This window comes from Streptomyces sp. NBC_00080 (genome assembly GCF_045041255.1).
Lineage (GTDB): Bacteria > Actinomycetota > Actinomycetes > Streptomycetales > Streptomycetaceae > Streptomyces > Streptomyces coriariae.
On record NZ_CP108235.1, the window covers coordinates 2069728 to 2086587 of the forward strand.

Consider the following 16860-nt stretch of genomic DNA (forward strand, 5'->3'; position numbering starts at 1 on the left):
TATACCGACACTCGACGGACGGCCGGTCATCTTTGCTGTCGCAGCCTCCGCCATACGGCCTTCGCCGCGTTGTGACCCGACATGCCGTGCACGCCCGGGCCGGGCGGGGTGGCCGAGGAGCAGATGAAGACGGCCGGGTGCGGAGTGGCGTACGGGAACGGCGTCAGCTTGGGCCGCAGCAGGATCTGGAGCCCGGAGACGGCTCCGGAGGCGATGTCCCCGCCCACGTAGTTGGCGTTGCGGGCGGCGAGCTCGGCGGGGCCCGCGGTCACCCGGGCGAGGACGCGATCGCGGAACCCGGGTGCGAAGCGCTCCAGTTGGCGTTCCATGGCGTCGGTGAGGTCGCCGGTCCAGCCGCTGGGCACATGGCCGTACGCCCAGAAGACATGCCGGCCGGCCGGGGCCCGGCCGGGGTCGACGACGCTGGGCTGCACCGTGATCATGAACGGCCGGTCGGGTGCCCGGCCCTCCCGGGAGACCGCTCTGAGGGCGGCGCCGATCTCCGCGCTGTCCGCGCCGATCTGCACGGTGCCGGCGGCGCGGGCCTCCTTCGCGGTCCACGGGACCGGACCGTCGAGCGCGTAGTCGATCTTGAAGACGCCGGGTCCGTAGCGGTAGCCCTCGTAGTAGTTGCCGAAGCCGGCGATGCGGCCGAGCGCCGTGGGCGAGGTGTCGAAGACGTAGGCACGGGCCGGCGGCAGGTCGTCGAGGCGCTTGACCTCGTAGTCGGTGTGGATGCTGCCGCCGAGGTCCTTGAGGTAGGCGGCGAGGGCGTCCGAGATCGACTGGGAGCCGCCGCGGGCCACCGGCCAGCCGCGGGCGTGCGCGGCGAGGGCGAAGACCAGACCGATGGCGCCGGTGGCGAAGCCGCTCAGCGGGGCCATGACATGCCCGACGAGTCCGGCGAAGAGGGTCTTGGCCCGCTCGTCGTGGAAGCGGCGGGTGAGCCAGCTGGACGGCGGCAGGCCGACCAGGCCGAAACGGGCCAGCGTGACCGGGTCGCGCGGCAGCGCGGTCAGCGGCAGTGACATGAAGTCACGGGCCAGGGTGTCCCACTTGGGCAGGAAGGGCTCGACCAGCCGGCGGTACGTGCCCGCGTCGCGCGGCCCGAAGGAGGCGGCCGTCTCCGCGACCGACCTCGACAGCACCGCGGCACCGCCGTCGGGGAAGGGGTGGGCCATGGGCAGCTCGGCGTGCAGCCACTCCAGGCCGTAGCGCTCCAGGGGCAGTGCGCGGAACGCGGGTGAGTTGATGCCGAGGGGGTGCGCGGCGGAACACGGGTCGTGGTGGAAGCCCGGCAGGGTGAGCTCCTCGGTGCGGGCTCCTCCGCCCACGGTGTCCCGCGCCTCGAAGAGCGCCACGGAGAAGCCACGCCTGGCCAGCTCCACCGCCGCGGTCAGCCCGTTGGGCCCCGCTCCCACCACGACCGCATCGAGCATCGACGGCACTTCGACCCCTTCGTCAGCCGGTGACCTCCGTAGACCGGTGGCCCCCGCAATCAGGATATGCCGGGGGTACGACAACACCTGCGGCGCGGGGCCTCGAAACCTCCCCGCATGCCTTGATCGAACCGTCCCCGGGGGGTCCGCCGGAGGGTCCCGTGCGTCGGCCGCCGGACCCGGCCCAGGGTCTCTCGACGCGGCAGTGACCCGCTCGCGCCCGGCCGGAGCGGCTGCGGTCCCGTCGCGTTCCCCGACGTGAGCCTCGCGGCCCGCCTCACCTCGACCGGGGCCCGGCTCCCGCCAGCAGTCCCGCCACGCGACGGGCCGTCGCCGCGTCCCGGGCGGCCGTGAAGGGCAGGGAGTTGCCGCCCGTGACCCGGAACGGGCCGCCGTCCAGGGTGAGATGGGCGCCACCCGCCTCCTCCACCAGCAGCAGGCCGGCCGCGTGGTCCCAGGCCGCCTCCCAGGAGAATGCCGTGGCGTCCAACTCACCCCGGGCTATGGCGAGATACTCGAGCCCGGCCGATCCGCACGCGCGCGGTGCGACCCCGTCCGTCCAGACCCCCAGCAGGGCACTCTTCTGTTCGTCGGTCGTGTAGTCGGGGTGGGAGGTGGCCACCACCAGGTCGCGGCCCGGCTCGGGCGGGCCGGCGAACAGTCGCTCGCCGTCCAGGAAGGCGCCGCCGCCGCGGACGGCCGTGGCCAGCTGGTCGCGGGCCGGGGCGTAGGTCCAGGAGGCGAGCAGAACGCCGTGCCGGACGAGCGCGACGAGGGTGCAGAAGCCGTCGTCGCCGTGCACGAACTGCCGTGTTCCGTCGACGGGGTCGACGATCCAGACCGGCGCGTCGCCCTGTATCGCCTCGTACGTGGCCGGGTTGGCGTGCACGGCCTCCTCGCCGACGACGACCGAGCCGGGCAGCAGGTCGCCGAGGGCCCGTGTGAGGTAGAGCTCCGCATTGCGGTCGGCGTCCGTCACCAGATCGTGCGGTCCGCTCTTCTGGTCGACCTCGTGCGCGCCGAGCTGCCGGAAGCGGGGCATGATCTCGGCCGCGGCGGCCTTGCGGACCGCTTCCTCCACGTCGGCGGAGTGGCGGGCGAGAAACTCGTCGATGGTTTCCGTGTCTTCGATCATGCCTCCATGAGAGCACGCCCCACTGACAATCCCCGCCTGCCCGGTGCATCCCGGGTGGAATCGGGATGAAGAACAGGAACGCCTCCCTCCGCTCCCCCGCGTGAGCGACGCCCCGCACGCGCGCGTGAGCGACCCGCCCCACGCGCGTACCGACGACCCGAGCCGCGCCCGGCGTCAGCGACCCACCGCGTATCCCTGCATCCCGCGCGGGTTCGCGGCCGCGAGCAGGATCCCGGTCTCCGGGTCGCGGGCGACCGCGCACAGCCGGCCCTCGGACCACGGGTCGCCCAGGGTCACGTCGTGGCCGCGTCGCCGCAGCTCCTCCACCACCCCGGCCGGCATCCGGGACTCCACGGTGACGCTGCCCGGCCGCATGCCTCGCGGGTAGAAGGAACCGGGGAAGGCGTCGTTGTGCCAGTTCGGGGCGTCGATCGCGCCCTGGAGGTCGAGACCGCCGCGCACCCGCGCGCGCAACGCGACCGCCAGCAGGAAGTGCAGCTGCCACTGGTCCTGCTGGTCGCCACCGGGTGTGCCGAACGCCAGCACCGGCACCCCGTCGCGCAGCGCGATCGAGGGGGTGAGGGTGGTGCGGGGGCGGCGGCCGGGCGTCAGCGAGTTCGGCAGACCCTCCTCCAGCCAGGTCATCTGGAGCCGGGTACCGAGCGGGAAGCCCAGCTCGGGCACGACCGGGTTGGACTGCAGCCAGCCGCCGCTGGGCGTGGCGGCGACCATGTTGCCCCAGCGGTCGACGACGTCGAGGTGGCAGGTGTCGCCCCGGGTGGCCCCCTCTGCGCCCACCTCGGGTTCGCCCGGCACGGGGGACGTCGTGCGCTTGGCGACCGTCGGCTCGCCTGCGCCCATGGGGTTGAAGGCGGGGTCGTCGGTGGCGACCACGTACGCGTGCGTGCTCAGCCGCGGGGTCCGGCCGCCGGGGCTGCCGGGCCGCAGCTCGTACGACGCCTTGTCGCCGATCAGCCGCCGCCGCTCCGCGTTGTAGCCGGCGGCGAGCAGCTCGCCCAGCGGGACCTCGGCCGCGTCGCCGTACCAGGCCTCGCGGTCGGCCATGGCGAGCTTGCAGCCCTCGATCAGGAGATGGACGTAGTCGGCGGAGCCGTACCCGGGCAGCTCCGGCGGGAGCAGGGCGAGTTGCTGGAGGAGGGCCGGGCCCTGGCTCCAGGGCCCGGCCTTGCACACCGTCCAGCCGTTCCAGTCGTACGTCGCCGGCGCCTCGTAGGAGGCGGACCAGGCGGCGAGATCGGGCGCCGTGAGCGTGCCGGTGTGGCGCTCCCCGCTGGTGTCCAGGGTGGGCCGGGCCGCCTGCCGGACGAGGGCCTCGGCGACGAACCCGGTCCGCCACACCTCTCGCGCGGCCTCGATCCGCGCCTCCCGGTCGCCCGCCCCGGCGGTCTCGGCGAGCAGTCGCCTCCAGGTGTCGGCGAGGGCGGGGTTGCGCAGCAACGCGCCCGGACGCGGCGGCCTCCCGCCCGGCAGGTACACCTCCGCCGACGAGGTCCACTCCGTCTCGAAGAGCTCCCGTACCGTCTCTACGGTCGCGCCGACGTTCTCCACGGGCGCGTGCCCGTGTTCGGCGTACCCGATGGCGTACTTCAGCACCTCGTCGAGGGACTTGGTGCCGTGGTCGCGCAGGAGGAGCATCCAGGCGTCGAACGCGCCGGGCACGGCAGCGGCCAGCGGTCCGGTGCCGGGGACGAGGTCCAGGCCGAGTGCCCGGTAGTGGGCGACGGTCGCGCCCGCGGGCGCCACTCCCTGCCCGCACAGCACGCGCACCTCGCCGCCGGCCGGGGCGAGCAGGATGGGCACCTCGCCCGCGGGCCCGTTGAGATGCGGTTCGACGACGTGCAGCACGAAGGCCCCGGCCACGGCGGCGTCACAGGCGTTGCCGCCGCCCTCGAGGACGGCCATCGCCGACTGCGAGGCCAGCCAGTGCGTGGACGACACCATGCCGAAGGTGCCCTGGAGGGTGGGGCGGGTGGTGAACACGGGGGCTCCTCACTGCGCTGCGGCCGTTCCCGGGATCGTACGTACCCACTCGCCGGGCACCCGCACCCGTCCCATGCCCCGTGAAGAGGCACCACGAAGAGGCCCCACGAGGGGGCCGCTTGAGGAACCCGCGTGCCGAAGCCGTACGAGGGGGTCGTGCAAGACCGCCGTACGAGACGGCCACAAGAAGGTGTCGCATGAGGGTGTCGCTCGAAGGCATCTCGTGAAGGAGTCTCGTGAAGATGTCTCATGAAGGGCCGTGATGTCCCGGTTGGGCCGGGCCCCTTCGTCACCGCGCAGCCACGGAGCGAGTTCACACTTCCGCCCCACAGGGAGTCGTGTGACACTGGCGTCCACTGTCCGCACTGCGGACTCCGTCCGCACCGTCCCCCACGAAAGTGCGCCGTGCGCTCACTCCCACTGCCGCTCGCCCTCACCGCGCGCCTGACCCCCGTGGTCGTGCTCGCCTGCGCAGGCTGGGCGATGTCGTCCGGCCCGCTCACCGAAAAGCAGGACACCGCGGCCAAGGACACGCGGAAGACCCAGTCCGAGAAGGCGTCCGGCCCCTCCTCCACGGCCGTGTCCAAGACGTACGCAGCCGCGCCCGCCCCGTGCACCAGCATCGCCGCGAAGACGGTCACCGCACTCGTGCCGGGTGCCAAGACGGCGGGCAAGGAGATCCCCTCCACGGACACCGATCTGCGCCGGACCTGCTCCTGGAACGCGCTCAAGGGTTACGACTACCGGTGGCTCGACGTCTCCTTCGAGATCACGGAGTCGGACGACGCGGCACAGACGTCGTACAAGGAGCGGACCGGCGAGAAAAGCGGCGGCGGCGCGGTCCCGGGGCTCGGCAACGAGGCCTATTCGGTGGTGAACCTCACGACCGAGGACAAGCAGCAGACCCGTGAGGGCGTCGTCATCGCCCGGGTGTCCAACGCGCTGGTGATCGTCAACTACAACGGCAGCGACTTCGAGACGAAGAAGGCGCCCAGCACCGACGAGATCAACAAGGGTGCGATCAAGGCCGCGAAGGAAGTGGTGGCCGCCCTGTCGAACGGCCGGAAGAGCTGAGCGCTCCCGCCGGCTGCCGCACGGACCGGGACACGCCACGGCCGGAAGAGCACACTCGCCCCTCCGGCCGTTCCCGCGTCACACGTCAGACGGCGTCCGCGTGCTCTTCCCGCCGTGCGGGCACCAGCAGCATCAGGGCCAGGTACAGCACCATCGAGGTGCCGAGCCCGACCGCCCAGCCGTAGTCGGCGAGGGATTCCAGCGCCGGGATCGGCCGTCCGTCGACCAGCGGCTTGAAGCTGGCGCCGCCGACGGCGAGCACTCCGCCGGTCACGAAGGCCACCACGGCCCGCCAGTTCCAGCCGCCGTCGTACCAGTAACGGCCGCCCGTGCGGTACAGATCGGCCAGGTCGAGCTTGCCGCGGCGCAGGATCCAGTAGTCGGCGATGAGGATGCCGGCGACCGTGCCCAGCAGACCGCCGACCAGTCCGAGCCAGGTGAAGATGTAGCCCTGCGGGTCGGAGTACAGCTTCCACGGGAAGATCAGCACCCCGAGGACACAGGTGGCGAGGGCGCCGGTACGGAAACTGATCTTCCGGGGCGCGATGTTGGAGAAGTCGAAGGCCGGCGAGACCAGGTTGGCCGCGACGTTCACGGACAGGGTCGCCACCAGCACCGTCACCAGCGCGAACAGCAGACCGAAGACGTTGTCGGTCTTGGCGGCGAGCTGTACCGGATCCCAGATCGTCTCGCCGTACACCGCCTGCGAACCGGAGGTGACCATCACCGACAGCAGCGCGAACAGCGTCATGGTGGTGGGCAGTCCGAGCGCCTGTCCCCAGGTCTGCGCTTTCTGCGACTTTCCGTACCGTGTGAAGTCCGGGATGTTCAGCGACAGCGTCGACCAGAAACCGATCATGCCCATCAGGGACGGCCAGAACAGCTTCCAGAAGTCGGCGCCCCAGCCCAGCTTGGACGGCTGGTCGAGCAACGGGCCGAAACCGCCTGCCTTGTTGCTCATCCAGATCAGCATCACCAGCGCGCCGACCAGGACGAAGGGCGCCGCCCAGTTCTCGAAGCGACGGATCGTCTCCATGCCCCGGTAGATGATCGCGACCTGGATCGCCCAGAAGATCGCGAACGACAGCCACATCGTCCAGGCGTAGCCGCCGATCTCACCGGCGTCGCTCCAGCCGTTCCCGATCAGTTTCCCGGCGAGGAAGTAGATCGCCTCACCGCCGATCCAGGTCTGGATACCGAACCAGCCGCAGGCCACCAACGCCCGCACGACGGCGGGCAGGTTGGCGCCGCGGATGCCGAAGGAGGCGCGGGCGAAGACCGGGAACGGGATCCCGTACTTCGGCCCCGCGTGCCCGGTGAGCAGCATCGGGACCAGCACGATGACGTTGGCCAGGGCGATGGTGAGCACCGCCTGCTTCCAGTCCATGCCGACGGCGATCAGACCGGAGGCGAGCGTCCACGACGCCGTGTTGTGGGCCATGCCGACCCACAGCGCGGAGAAGTTGTACGTGGTCCAGGTGCGCTTCTCCACGGGGACCGGAAGCAGGTCCTCGTTGGCGTAGGGGCCGCTGGGCTGCGGCGAACCAGGGGCGATCTCCACCCGGCCGTCGGCAAGGGTGACTTGAGAAGTCGGCGGTATGGCCGTGGGAGCGGTGTCGGTCATGGGCAGGCCAATCAAACGAGGGGCGGATCCGGAAAGGCCGTGCGGGCTCCGGCCCCCTCCTCCGGGACGTCGGGGGAGGGGAGAACTGGAGTGGGGGGATGGGGAGTCGAGCGGTTTCTGCGGTTTGCGGTTCTGCGACGCCGTACGGCGCTCCGTGCGTCTCGCGACGGTCGGTGCACCGTACGGCGGTCGGTGCGCGGTCAGCCGTTGACGGCCGGGATCACCCTCGCCCCGTAGGCGTCGATGGTGGCCTCCTGGGCGTCGTGCATGTCGTAGACGGCGAACTGGTCCACGCCCAGCGCACGCAGCGCCTCGAGCTTCTCGATGTGCTTCTCGACCGGTCCGACGATGCAGAACCGATCGACGATCTCGTCGGGCACGAACGCGGTGTCGGGATTGTCGGCCCGCCCGTGGTGCGAGTAGTCGTACCCCTCACGGGACTTGATGTAGTCGGTCAGTTCGTCCGGTACGGCGGCGGAGTGCTCGCCGTACTTGGACACGAGGTCGGCGACGTGGTTGCCGACCATCCCACCGAACCAGCGGCACTGCTCACGCGCGTGGGCGAGCGCCTCGGGCGAGTCGTCCTCGGTGACGTATGCCGGGGCGGCGACGCAGATCTTCACCTCGGCGGGGTCACGGCCGGCGGCGACGGCGGCGTCCTTGACGGCCTTCACCATGTACTCGGTGAGGTAGAGGTCGGCGAGCTGGAGGATGAAGCCGTCGGCCTCCTCGCCGGTCATCTTCAGCGCCTTGGGACCGTACGCGGCCATCCATACGGGGAGTTGGGCGTCCTCCTTGATCCACGGGAACTTGACGACCGTGCCGCCGAGGTCCGCCTCCTGGCCCGAGCCGAGCGCCCTGATGACCTTCATGGCCGCACTGATCCGGGCGAGGGTGTTCGGGGCGCGGCCCGCGACGCGCATCGCGGAGTCGCCGCGGCCGATGCCGCACACGGTGCGGTTGCCGAACATGTCGTTGAGGGTGGCGAAGGTGGAGGCGGTGACCTCCCAGGTGCGGGTGCCCGGGTTGGTCACCATCGGGCCCACCGTCAGCCGGCTGGTGTTCGCCAGGATCTGGCTGTAGATCACAAACGGTTCCTGCCAGAGCACGGCGGAGTCGAAGGTCCAGCCGTACGTGAAGCCGTTGCCCTCTGCGCGCTTCATCAGCTCGACGACCTTCGAGGCCGGCGGGTCGGTCTGCAGGACGAGTCCGAAGTCCATGTGCGCTGCTCCTAGTTGAGGTACTGACAGGTAGAGCGCGGGGTGTAGGCGCCGTGACCGGCGTGTCCGGTGTACTCCCGCTCGGTGATGACGAGTTCGCCCCGCGACAGGACCGTCTCGACGCGGCCGGTGAGCCGCTTGCCCTCGTACGCCGAGTAGTCGACGTTCATGTGGTGCGTGTCCGCGGAGATGATCTGCTCGGCGTGCGGGTCGTAGATCACGACGTCGGCGTCGGCGCCCGGGGCGATGGTGCCCTTCTTGGGGTACATGCCGAACATGCGGGCCGGGGTGGCGCAGGCGATCTCGATCCAGCGGCGGCGGCTGATGTGCCCGTCGACGACGGCCTGGTGCAGCAGGTCCATCCGGTTCTCGACCCCCGGCAGACCGTTGGGGATCTTCGAGAAGTCGCCCCGGCCGAGCTCCTTCTGGCCCACGAAGCAGAAGGGGCAGTGGTCGGTGGAGACGACCTGGAGGTCGTTGGTCCGCAGGCCCTGCCACAGCTTGGCCTGGTGCTCCTTGGGCCGCAGCGGGGTCGAGCACACGTACTTCGAGCCCTCGAAATCGGGTTCCGCGAGGTTGTCCGTCGACAGGAACAGGTACTGCGGGCAGGTCTCGCCGAAGACGTTGAGCCCCTCGTCGCGCGCCCGGGCCAGTTCCGCAACCGCTTCCATCGCCGATACATGCACCACGTACAGCGGAGCACCCGCGACCTGCGCGAGCTTGATGGCGCGGTGGGTGGCCTCGGCCTCGAGGAGGGCCTTGCGGACCTCGCCGTGGTACCTCGGATCCGTCTCGCCGCGGGCCAGCGCCTGCTCGACCAGGACGTCGATGGCGATACCGTTTTCCGCGTGCATCATGATCAGTCCGCCGTTCTCGGCGGAGCGCTGCATGGCGCGCAGGATCTGACCGTCGTCGCTGTAGAAGACGCCGGGGTAGGCCATGAACTGCTTGAAGGAGGTGACGCCCTCCTCCACCAGCAGGTCCATCTCCTTCAGCGTGTCCTGGTTCACGTCGGAGACGATCATGTGGAAGCCGTAGTCGATGGCGCAGTTGCCCTCGGCCTTCGCGTGCCAGGCGTCCAGCCCGTCGCGCAGGCTGCGTCCGACGCTCTGCACGGCGAAGTCGACGATGGTCGTCGTGCCGCCCCAGGCGGCCGCCCGGGTGCCGGTCTCGAAGGTGTCGGAGGCGAAGGTGCCGCCGAACGGCAGCTCCATGTGGGTGTGGACGTCGACTCCGCCCGGGATCACGTACTTCCCGGTGGCGTCGATGACCCTCTCGGCGGTCCAGGCCTCGGCGGCCGTGGTACCGGAGGCGGCGAGGGCGGCGATACGGCCGTCCTCGATCAGGACGTCGGCGTGGATCTCGTCGGACGCGGTGACGACGAGGCCGCCGCGGATGACGGTACGGGTGCTCATGCGTGGACGCTCCGCTGGGTTGTGGTCGTGACGTGCGGGTGGTTCGAGGCCGGTCGCGCCCCGCGGCGGAGCCGCACACGGACGCTGCCCCGCGCCCCGGACGGGGACGCGGGGCCCTCGGGTCTTACGGTGCGGTCAGCGGGCCGTAGGCCTCCGGGCGACGGTCCCGGTAGAACTGCCAGCGGTCGCGGACCTCGCGCAGCTTGGCCATGTCGAGGTCGCGGACGACGAGTTCGCTCTCCTTGTCGCTCGCCACCTCGCCGACGAACTGGGCCTCCGGGTCCACGAAGTACGAGGTCCCGTAGAAGTCGTTGTCGCCGAGTTCCTCGACACCGACCCGGTTGATCGCGCCGACGAAGTACTCGTTGGCGACGGCCGCCGCCGGCTGCTCCAGCTGCCACAGGTACGCGGACAGACCACGCGAGGTCGCCGACGGGTTGAAGACGATCTCGGCGCCCTCCAGCCCCAGCGCGCGCCAGCCCTCCGGGAAGTGGCGGTCGTAGCAGATGTAGACGCCCACCTTGCCGACGGCCGTCTCGAAGACGGGCCAGCCCACGTTCCCGGGGCGGAAGTAGAACTTCTCCCAGAAACCCTTTACCTGCGGGATGTGGTGCTTGCGGTACTTGCCGAGGTACGAGCCGTCCGCGTCGATCACGGCGGCGGTGTTGTAGAGGACGCCCGGCTGCTCCTCCTCGTACATCGGCAGCACCAGGACGATGCCGTGCTCCTTGGCGAGCGCCTGGAAACGCTTGACGATCGGGCCGTCGGGGATCTGCTCGGCGTACTCGTAGAACTGCGGGTCCTGGACCTGGCAGAAGTACGGTCCGTAGAACAGCTCCTGGAAACACAGGACCTGAGCACCCTGCGCGGCCGCGTCGCGGACCGCCTGCTCGTGGACCTGGATCATCGATTCCTTGTCGCCGGTCCAGGCCGTCTGGAAGACGGCGGCACGGATCACTCTGCTCATCGGGACCTCCGGTCGCTCGGTGTACGAGGAGCCTAGGAAGCCGGCGAGCCTGCTTTGAGTTGCACGGTGTCACGCCTGCGGGCGTCCGGCGTGCCACCGTGTCACGTCTTTCCGGACCCATGTTTCACCACCGTTTTCCCTGGTCGTTCCATGTTTCCTGGCTGTTGCCGACCGTCTGCGGTCAGCCCTGTTGCGCGTCGTGCGCGAGAAGCGCGATGTGCACCGAGGCGGCTTGTTCGAAGTCGTCGAGGTCCACGCCCAGCCGTCCCTCTATCGCCTCCAGCCGGCGGTACAGCGCGGGCCGCGAGACGTGGTGGAGCTGGGCGGTGCGGGACTTGTTGCGGCCGGTGGCCAGATACGTCCGCAGGACGGCGAGCAGGTCGTCCCCGGCCGCGCACAGCAGCCCGTCCAGCTCCCGCTCGGCGAAGGACTGCACACGCGGGTCGTCCCGCAGCAGCCGGACCAGGCCGCGCAGATGGACGTCCTTGAGGCGGACGACGGCCGGGAGGTCGAGGGCGGCCGAGGAGTCGGCCACGGCGTCCGCGACATGCTGGGCCTCGCGCAGCCCGGCGGACACGTCGTCCCAGACGATGCGCGGGGCGGCCGCCGCGACGACCGTACGGCTCTCCCCCGACTCGGTCCGCAGCCGGGCGGCGAAGTGCGCGGTGAGCGCCTGGGCGTCCTGGTCGCGGGCGAGGCTGAGCAGCACGGCGGTGGCCCCGTCGGCTAGTTCGGCGACCAACCCGGTCATGCCCAACAGGCGCAACATGCGCTCCAGTTGGGCGGGGTCGCCGTCACGGACGACCAGGGGGACGAAGGTGCGCCGGTTGACGGGGAGCCCGGCCGCCCGGGCCCGGGGCAGCAGTTGCCTGGCCGGCACGACACCGGAGACCAGGTCGGTGAGCAGGCTCTGCGCGGACTGTTCCTCCCAGGTGTGGGCGGAGGTGCCGCCGAGCATGCGGTGCAGGACGAGGGCCTCGGCGGCCCGGTCGGCGAGGAGCCGTCCGCCGGCGGTGTCGCCTCGGTGGCCGCAGAGCATGATCTGTCCCCACCGCTCGCCGCGTCCGCCCAGCTCGGCGCGGATCCAGCCGTCGCCCTCGCTGCCGCCGGCCTGGCGGGCGATGCGCTCCCAGTCCCGCAGCACGTCGTCGACCGCCGACCGCTCCCCCGCCGTCGCCAGCACCCGGTGGGCGAGGTTGGTGAGGACCACGGGACAGGCGGCGTGCTGAGCGACCTCGTCGAGCAGCAGCTGAAGCGGGGCGCCCGCGGTGATCAGACCGGTCAGGGCGGTCCGTACGGCCTCCGACAGGCTGACGGCGGCGAACTTCCGCTGGACCAGCCGGGACTGGACCACCTCCGTCAACTCGGCGAAGGGGAAGGGCCGGTGCAGCACGATCATCGGGAGCCCGCACCGCTCGGCGGCGCGCCGCATCACGTCCGGCGGGGCGGGGAACGCCCGTCCCAGTCCCAGCACCACGGCGGCGGCCTCGGCGCGGTGCAGCGACCGGATGTACTCGGTCTGCGCGTTCTCGTCGCCGGCGAGCAGCACTCCGGTGGTGAGGACCATCTCCCCGCCGCTGAGCATCACGCCGACGTCCGCGGCCTCGGCGACGTGCACCCAGCGCACCGGCCGGTCGAGCTGGCCCGCGCCGGCCACCACCTCGGGCTCCCCGGCCAGCACCCTTTCCAGGGCCAGTACCTGACGGACCGACAGGGCGGGTTCCAGGGGCTCTACGGGCCCCCAGGGCTCCAGGGTGATGGTCATGGCGTTGCGTTCCCTTGCTCAGGCCTGCGCTACCGCGTGCTCCTCAGGGCGCCTTCGAGGATCGCGGCGCCCTCCTCGGCCTCCGCGACCGTGAGGGACAGCGGCGGGGCGATCCGCAAGGCGCTGGTGTCGTGGCCGCCGCCCTTGCCGATCAGCAGCCCGTCGGCGCGGGCCGCCTCCAGCACGGCGGCCGCCCGGTCCGGGTCCGCCAGGTCGGTGCCGGGTTTCGTGAGCTCGACGCCGATCATCAGCCCGCGCCCGCGCACCTCCCGTACCCCGGGGTCCTGGGCGGCGACGGCCCGCAGCCGCTCGATGAGCAGGCCGCCGACGCGCCGGGCGTTGCCCTGGAGGTCGTGTTCCAGCAGGTAGGAGAGATTGGCGAGGCCCGCCGCCATGGTGACCTGGGTGCCGCCGAAGGTGGAGATGCTGTTGGCGTCCAGGCAGTTCATGATCTCGGAGCGGGCGATGACACCGCCGATGGACATGCCGTTGCCGATGCCCTTGGCGAAGGTGACGATGTCCGGCGGTCCGCTGCGGCCGTGCGCCTGCCAGCCCCAGAAGTGCTCGCCGGTGCGGCCCCAGCCGGTCTGTACCTCGTCGGCGATCCACAGGATCCCGTATGCGTTCAGCACTTCACGGAATGCCGCATACAGTCCGTCCGGCGGCGAGGTGAACCCGCCGACCCCCTGGATGGGCTCGGCGATCAGGGCCGCGGGCGGGCGGGTGTGACCGAGCAGGTCCTTCAGGTCCTCGACGCAGGCCTCGATGAACTCGGCGTCGCCGAGACCGGCGAACGGGCCGCGTCCGCGTACCCCACCGTGCACGTAGAGCGTCTGGAGCGGGGACAGCGAGGTCGGCGACCAGCCGCGGTTGCCGGTGATGCCGACCGCGCTGAAGGAACGGCCGTGGTAACTGTTGCGCATCGCGAGAATCGTGTTGCTGCGCCGGTGGGTGGTGGCGAGCAGCAGTGCCGTGTCGTTGGCCTCGGTGCCCGAGGTGGTGAAGAAGACGCGGGCGTCGGGGATGCCGCTGACGTGGGCGATGCGCTCGGCGAGTTCGACCATGGGCCGGTTGAGGTAGAGCGTGGACGAGTGGATGATCCGCCCGGCCTGCTCGCTCACCGCCTTGGTGACCTCGGGCAGCGCGTGCGCGGTCATGGTGGTGAGGATGCCGCCGAAGAAGTCCAGGTACTTGTTGCCCTCGGCGTCCCAGACGTGACGGCCCTCGCCGTGGGTGATCTCCAGCGGGTCCTCGTAGTAGAGGGCGAGCCAGTCCGGCAGGACCTTCCGGTGACGGGCGTGGAGCTCGCTCACGGCTGCACCAGCCCGTCGTAGGCGTCGGGACGGCGGTCGCGGTAGAAGGCCCACTGCTGCCGGACCTCCTCGACCAGGTCGAGGTCGAGGTCGCGGACCACGAGTTCCTCGTCCTTGTCGCTCGCGACCTCGCCGACGAACTTCCCGCGCGGGTCGACGAAGTACGACGTCCCGTAGAAATCGTTGTCCCCGTACTCCTCGACGCCGACCCGGTTGATCGCGGCGACGAAGTACTCGTTGGCGACGGCGGCCGCGGGCTGCTCCAGCTGCCAGAGGTGGGCGGAGAGACCGCGGTGGGTCGCGGACGGGTTGTAGACCAACTGGGCGCCGTTGAGACCGAGTTGCCGCCAGCCCTCCGGGAAGTGCCGGTCGTAGCAGATGTAGACGCCCACCTTGCCGACGGCCGTGTCGAAGACGGGCCAGCCGAGGTTGCCGGGCTTGAAGTAGTACTTCTCCCAGAAACCCTTTACCTGCGGGATGTGGTGTTTCCGGTACTTGCCGAGGTACGAGCCGTCGGCGTCGATCACGGCGGCGGTGTTGTAGTAGAAACCGGACTGCTCGACCTCGAAGACCGGCACGACGACGACCATGCCGGTCTCGCGGGCGAGCTCCTGCATACGACGCACGGTCGGCCCGTCGGGGACCTGTTCCGCCCAACGGTAGTGCTCCGGCTCCTGGACCTGACAGAAGTAGGGAGCGTTGAAGACCTCCTGGAACCCGATGATCTTCGCGCCCCGGCGGGCCGCCTCGCGGGCGTGCTCCTCGTGTTTCGCCACCATGGACTCGGTGTCGCCGGTCCAGGTGGCCTGGACCAGTGCGGCACGTACGACGTTGGCCATGAGCTGCTCCTTCGACGGGACGTCAGAGCCTCTACGCCCGTAGACGAAGGTCGTAGAGGGACGAACGTAAGCCTCCGGGACGGGCTTGCCAAGACCATCGTCGTTAACCCGCCGAGTCGATCGCGTTTCACACTCCGGTGGGTGAGTCGCCGGGCGTACGGCGTAAGGGCGTGGCCCGGGTCAGGCGGTGAAGCCGGCGACCCTGAGGGCGTGCACCAGGTCCCAGTGGCGTTCCTCCGAGACCGTCCGGGCGGCCGCCAGCACCAGGGGGACGAGGGTCTCCGGGGCCGGGGCGACGCTGCGCGCGGCCTCCTCGGGGGTGCGGACCCGCACATAGGCGTCGAGCAGCGCGCCGACCTCGCGCCGCCGGCCCTCCTCGACCAGTCCCAGGACGGCCTGCCCGATCTCGGTGGCCGGCCGGGCGACGCCCTGGCGCAGAATCTGCTCGCCGTCCGCCGTGCGCCCCACCGCGACCAGCGCGTCGGCCGCGGCGACGAGCCGGTCGGCGGGGAGGGAGGCGGCCTCCCACAGCAGGGTGGTCCAGTCGGCGGTGAGCCCGGCGCGCCGGAGTTCGGCCGCGAGCAGCGGGATGCGGGCGGCCGGCCAGTAGGCGAGTTCCACGAGCAGGGCGTGCGCCTCCCCGCTGCGGCCTTCGCCGCGCAGACGTACCAGCCGTTCGACCGTCTCGACGGTCTCCCGCCGGGCCGCCGTGTCCAGCGGCTCGCGCCGCGGCTCGGACCGCTCGGTCTTCTCGGTGGCGGCCCCGGCGAAGCGGGCGCCGCGCGGGGTGCGGCGCCCGGTCGGGGCGGGCGCGGGCGCCACCGGTTCGGCGGCGGGCGGCACGGCGAGGGAGGCGGCGTCCTCTTCCTCGGCCATACCGGCGAAACGGGCGCTGCCGCGGCGGCGCTTGCGCTGTTTGGGGACGACGGCCGGGGCAGGGGCGGGCTGGCCCTCGTCGGGAGCCGGCCGGGAGGCGGGGGCTTCGGCCACCGGCGCCGCGGCCTCGGCCTCGTACGTGTCGACCGGCGCTCCGGCCACGGACCCGGCGGCACCGTACCCGGCGGGGACGTCGTATCCGGCAGGCGCGTCGTACCCGGCTGCCGCCTCGTGGGCGGGGTCCGCGGCGACGGTGTGCGGGGCGGGCCCGGAGGCCGCGCCCGCCGACGGCAGCAGGTCCGACTCCGCCATCCGGTAGCGGAGTTCGGCGCACCGTGCGGTGGCCCGTTCATGGTCGTCGTGGGCCCAGGCGAGGTCGAGACGGATGGCCTCCGCCTGCTCGTGGGTGGCCGCGGACGGGAGCCTGCGGCCCAGCTCGGTCAGCCGTTCGGCGGCGTAACGCTGTTCACGGAGCATCACGTCGAGCCGGTCCCCGAGGGCGTCGCGGCCGCCGGGCCGGGCGTCGTGGGCGGCGAGGGCGGCGGCGTGCAGGGGCCGGACCCGTTCCGCCTGCTGCGCGGCGACCGCGGTCCCGTACTCGGCGGCGAGGTCCTGGAGCACCGCCTCCACCACGTCCCAGGGCGGCACCTCGCGCCCGTCGAGGCAGGCCTGCATGCCGTCGGGATCGCGTTGCCAGAACACGGCGCACCAGCCGGCGCCCTGATCGAGGCGCGACAGCAGTCCGTTCAGGTAGCTCGCGAACTCCCGTACCCGTTCCGGGAGTTGATCCACAGCCATCGCTCGACTCCCGCCCCGACCGGAACACTCCGGTTCGTAGAAAACACCAACCGTGTTACAGCGCGGCTACAGCCAGTTTTCGAAAACGACGCGACGACCTGCGCGCGTCCCGAACGGGCGCGGACAGCGACCCCAGGGTGTCACGCGGGGGCGGGCACGCACAGCCCCGCCAGCTCGTCCATCGAGAGACCGAGCACGCGGGCGAGCGCGGCGACGGTGAAGAACGCCGGCGTCGGGGCGCGACCGGTCTCGATCTTGCGAAGGGTCTCGGCGGAGAGGCCGGCGCTCGCCGCGATGTCGGCCATGCTCCGGCCACCGCGGGCCTCGCGCAGCAACAGGCCGAGTCGTTCGCCGCGTTCGCGCTCTTCGGGGGTGAGGGGGGTGCGTACCATGC

General features: G+C 71.4%; 13 protein-coding genes. 1 reads left to right on the forward strand and 12 read right to left on the reverse strand.

What is annotated here, in order from left to right:
- Window positions 1-26: 26 nt before the first annotated feature.
- The 3 genes from OHU34_RS09195 to OHU34_RS09205 all read right to left on the reverse strand — a co-directional run bounded on the left by OHU34_RS09195 (window position 27) and on the right by OHU34_RS09205 (window position 4575).
- On the reverse strand, window positions 27-1439 hold the full coding sequence (locus tag OHU34_RS09195; protein ID WP_230194256.1) for an NAD(P)/FAD-dependent oxidoreductase: 1413 nt from the start codon (window positions 1437-1439) through the stop codon (window positions 27-29).
- Between the two features lie 277 nt (window positions 1440-1716).
- The gene (locus tag OHU34_RS09200) at window positions 1717-2574 is read right to left on the reverse strand and encodes an inositol monophosphatase family protein (protein ID WP_142266858.1); all 858 of its coding nucleotides are present in this window, start codon (window positions 2572-2574) and stop codon (window positions 1717-1719) included.
- Window positions 2575-2748: 174 nt separating this feature from the next.
- Complete coding sequence (locus tag OHU34_RS09205; RefSeq protein ID WP_230194257.1) at window positions 2749-4575, reverse strand: gamma-glutamyltransferase family protein; 1827 nt, start codon at window positions 4573-4575, stop codon at window positions 2749-2751.
- Between the two features lie 405 nt (window positions 4576-4980).
- Here OHU34_RS09205 and OHU34_RS09210 point away from each other — a divergent pair, with 405 nt between their 5' ends.
- Window positions 4981-5649, forward strand: coding sequence for a hypothetical protein (locus OHU34_RS09210; protein ID WP_230194258.1), 669 nt, complete (start codon window positions 4981-4983; stop codon window positions 5647-5649).
- A gap of 85 nt (window positions 5650-5734) precedes the next feature.
- On the opposite strand, the gene OHU34_RS09215 is transcribed toward OHU34_RS09210, so the two are convergent.
- The 9 genes from OHU34_RS09215 to OHU34_RS09255 all read right to left on the reverse strand — a co-directional run bounded on the left by OHU34_RS09215 (window position 5735) and on the right by OHU34_RS09255 (window position 16858).
- Window positions 5735-7273, reverse strand: coding sequence for an NCS1 family nucleobase:cation symporter-1 (locus tag OHU34_RS09215; RefSeq protein ID WP_142266855.1), 1539 nt, complete (start codon window positions 7271-7273; stop codon window positions 5735-5737).
- A 200-nt stretch (window positions 7274-7473) separates the two neighbouring features.
- Window positions 7474-8493 (reverse strand): TIGR03842 family LLM class F420-dependent oxidoreductase, encoded by a 1020-nt coding sequence (locus OHU34_RS09220; RefSeq protein ID WP_142266854.1) that lies wholly within the window; start codon window positions 8491-8493, stop codon window positions 7474-7476.
- An 11-nt stretch (window positions 8494-8504) separates the two neighbouring features.
- Window positions 8505-9908, reverse strand: a complete 1404-nt coding sequence (hydA, locus tag OHU34_RS09225; protein ID WP_054243087.1) for a dihydropyrimidinase — start codon at window positions 9906-9908, stop codon at window positions 8505-8507.
- Between the two features lie 124 nt (window positions 9909-10032).
- Complete coding sequence (locus tag OHU34_RS09230; protein ID WP_054243088.1) at window positions 10033-10875, reverse strand: nitrilase-related carbon-nitrogen hydrolase; 843 nt, start codon at window positions 10873-10875, stop codon at window positions 10033-10035.
- Window positions 10876-11056: 181 nt separating this feature from the next.
- Entirely contained in the window at window positions 11057-12640 is a 1584-nt protein-coding gene (locus OHU34_RS09235; RefSeq protein WP_405765783.1) for a PucR family transcriptional regulator, read from the reverse strand.
- 29 nt (window positions 12641-12669) lie between these two features.
- Window positions 12670-13953 carry an aspartate aminotransferase family protein gene (locus tag OHU34_RS09240; RefSeq protein WP_405765786.1) on the reverse strand — a complete coding sequence of 428 codons (1284 nt, stop codon included), beginning with the start codon at window positions 13951-13953 and terminating at the stop codon, window positions 12670-12672.
- Window positions 13950-14792 (reverse strand): nitrilase-related carbon-nitrogen hydrolase, encoded by an 843-nt coding sequence (locus tag OHU34_RS09245; protein ID WP_142266851.1) that lies wholly within the window; start codon window positions 14790-14792, stop codon window positions 13950-13952. The genes OHU34_RS09240 and OHU34_RS09245 overlap by 4 nt, the downstream gene beginning before the upstream one ends.
- A gap of 180 nt (window positions 14793-14972) precedes the next feature.
- Entirely contained in the window at window positions 14973-16466 is a 1494-nt protein-coding gene (locus OHU34_RS09250; RefSeq protein WP_142266850.1) for a hypothetical protein, read from the reverse strand.
- A 140-nt stretch (window positions 16467-16606) separates the two neighbouring features.
- Entirely contained in the window at window positions 16607-16858 is a 252-nt protein-coding gene (locus OHU34_RS09255) for a helix-turn-helix domain-containing protein (RefSeq protein WP_020125510.1), read from the reverse strand.
- Between the last annotated feature and the right edge of the window lie 2 nt (window positions 16859-16860).

Coding starts and splice junctions, on each gene's coding strand:
- OHU34_RS09195 (WP_230194256.1), bottom strand. CDS start 1,439: ATGCTCGATGCGGTCGTGGTGGGAGCGGGGCCCAACGGGCTGACCGCG.
- OHU34_RS09200 (WP_142266858.1), bottom strand. CDS start 2,574: ATGATCGAAGACACGGAAACCATCGACGAGTTTCTCGCCCGCCACTCC.
- OHU34_RS09215 (WP_142266855.1), bottom strand. CDS start 7,273: ATGACCGACACCGCTCCCACGGCCATACCGCCGACTTCTCAAGTCACC.
- OHU34_RS09220 (WP_142266854.1), bottom strand. CDS start 8,493: ATGGACTTCGGACTCGTCCTGCAGACCGACCCGCCGGCCTCGAAGGTC.
- hydA (WP_054243087.1), bottom strand. CDS start 9,908: ATGAGCACCCGTACCGTCATCCGCGGCGGCCTCGTCGTCACCGCGTCC.
- OHU34_RS09230 (WP_054243088.1), bottom strand. CDS start 10,875: ATGAGCAGAGTGATCCGTGCCGCCGTCTTCCAGACGGCCTGGACCGGC.
- OHU34_RS09235 (WP_405765783.1), bottom strand. CDS start 12,640: ATGACCATCACCCTGGAGCCCTGGGGGCCCGTAGAGCCCCTGGAACCC.
- OHU34_RS09245 (WP_142266851.1), bottom strand. CDS start 14,792: ATGGCCAACGTCGTACGTGCCGCACTGGTCCAGGCCACCTGGACCGGC.
- OHU34_RS09250 (WP_142266850.1), bottom strand. CDS start 16,466: ATGGCTGTGGATCAACTCCCGGAACGGGTACGGGAGTTCGCGAGCTAC.
- OHU34_RS09255 (WP_020125510.1), bottom strand. CDS start 16,858: ATGGTACGCACCCCCCTCACCCCCGAAGAGCGCGAACGCGGCGAACGA.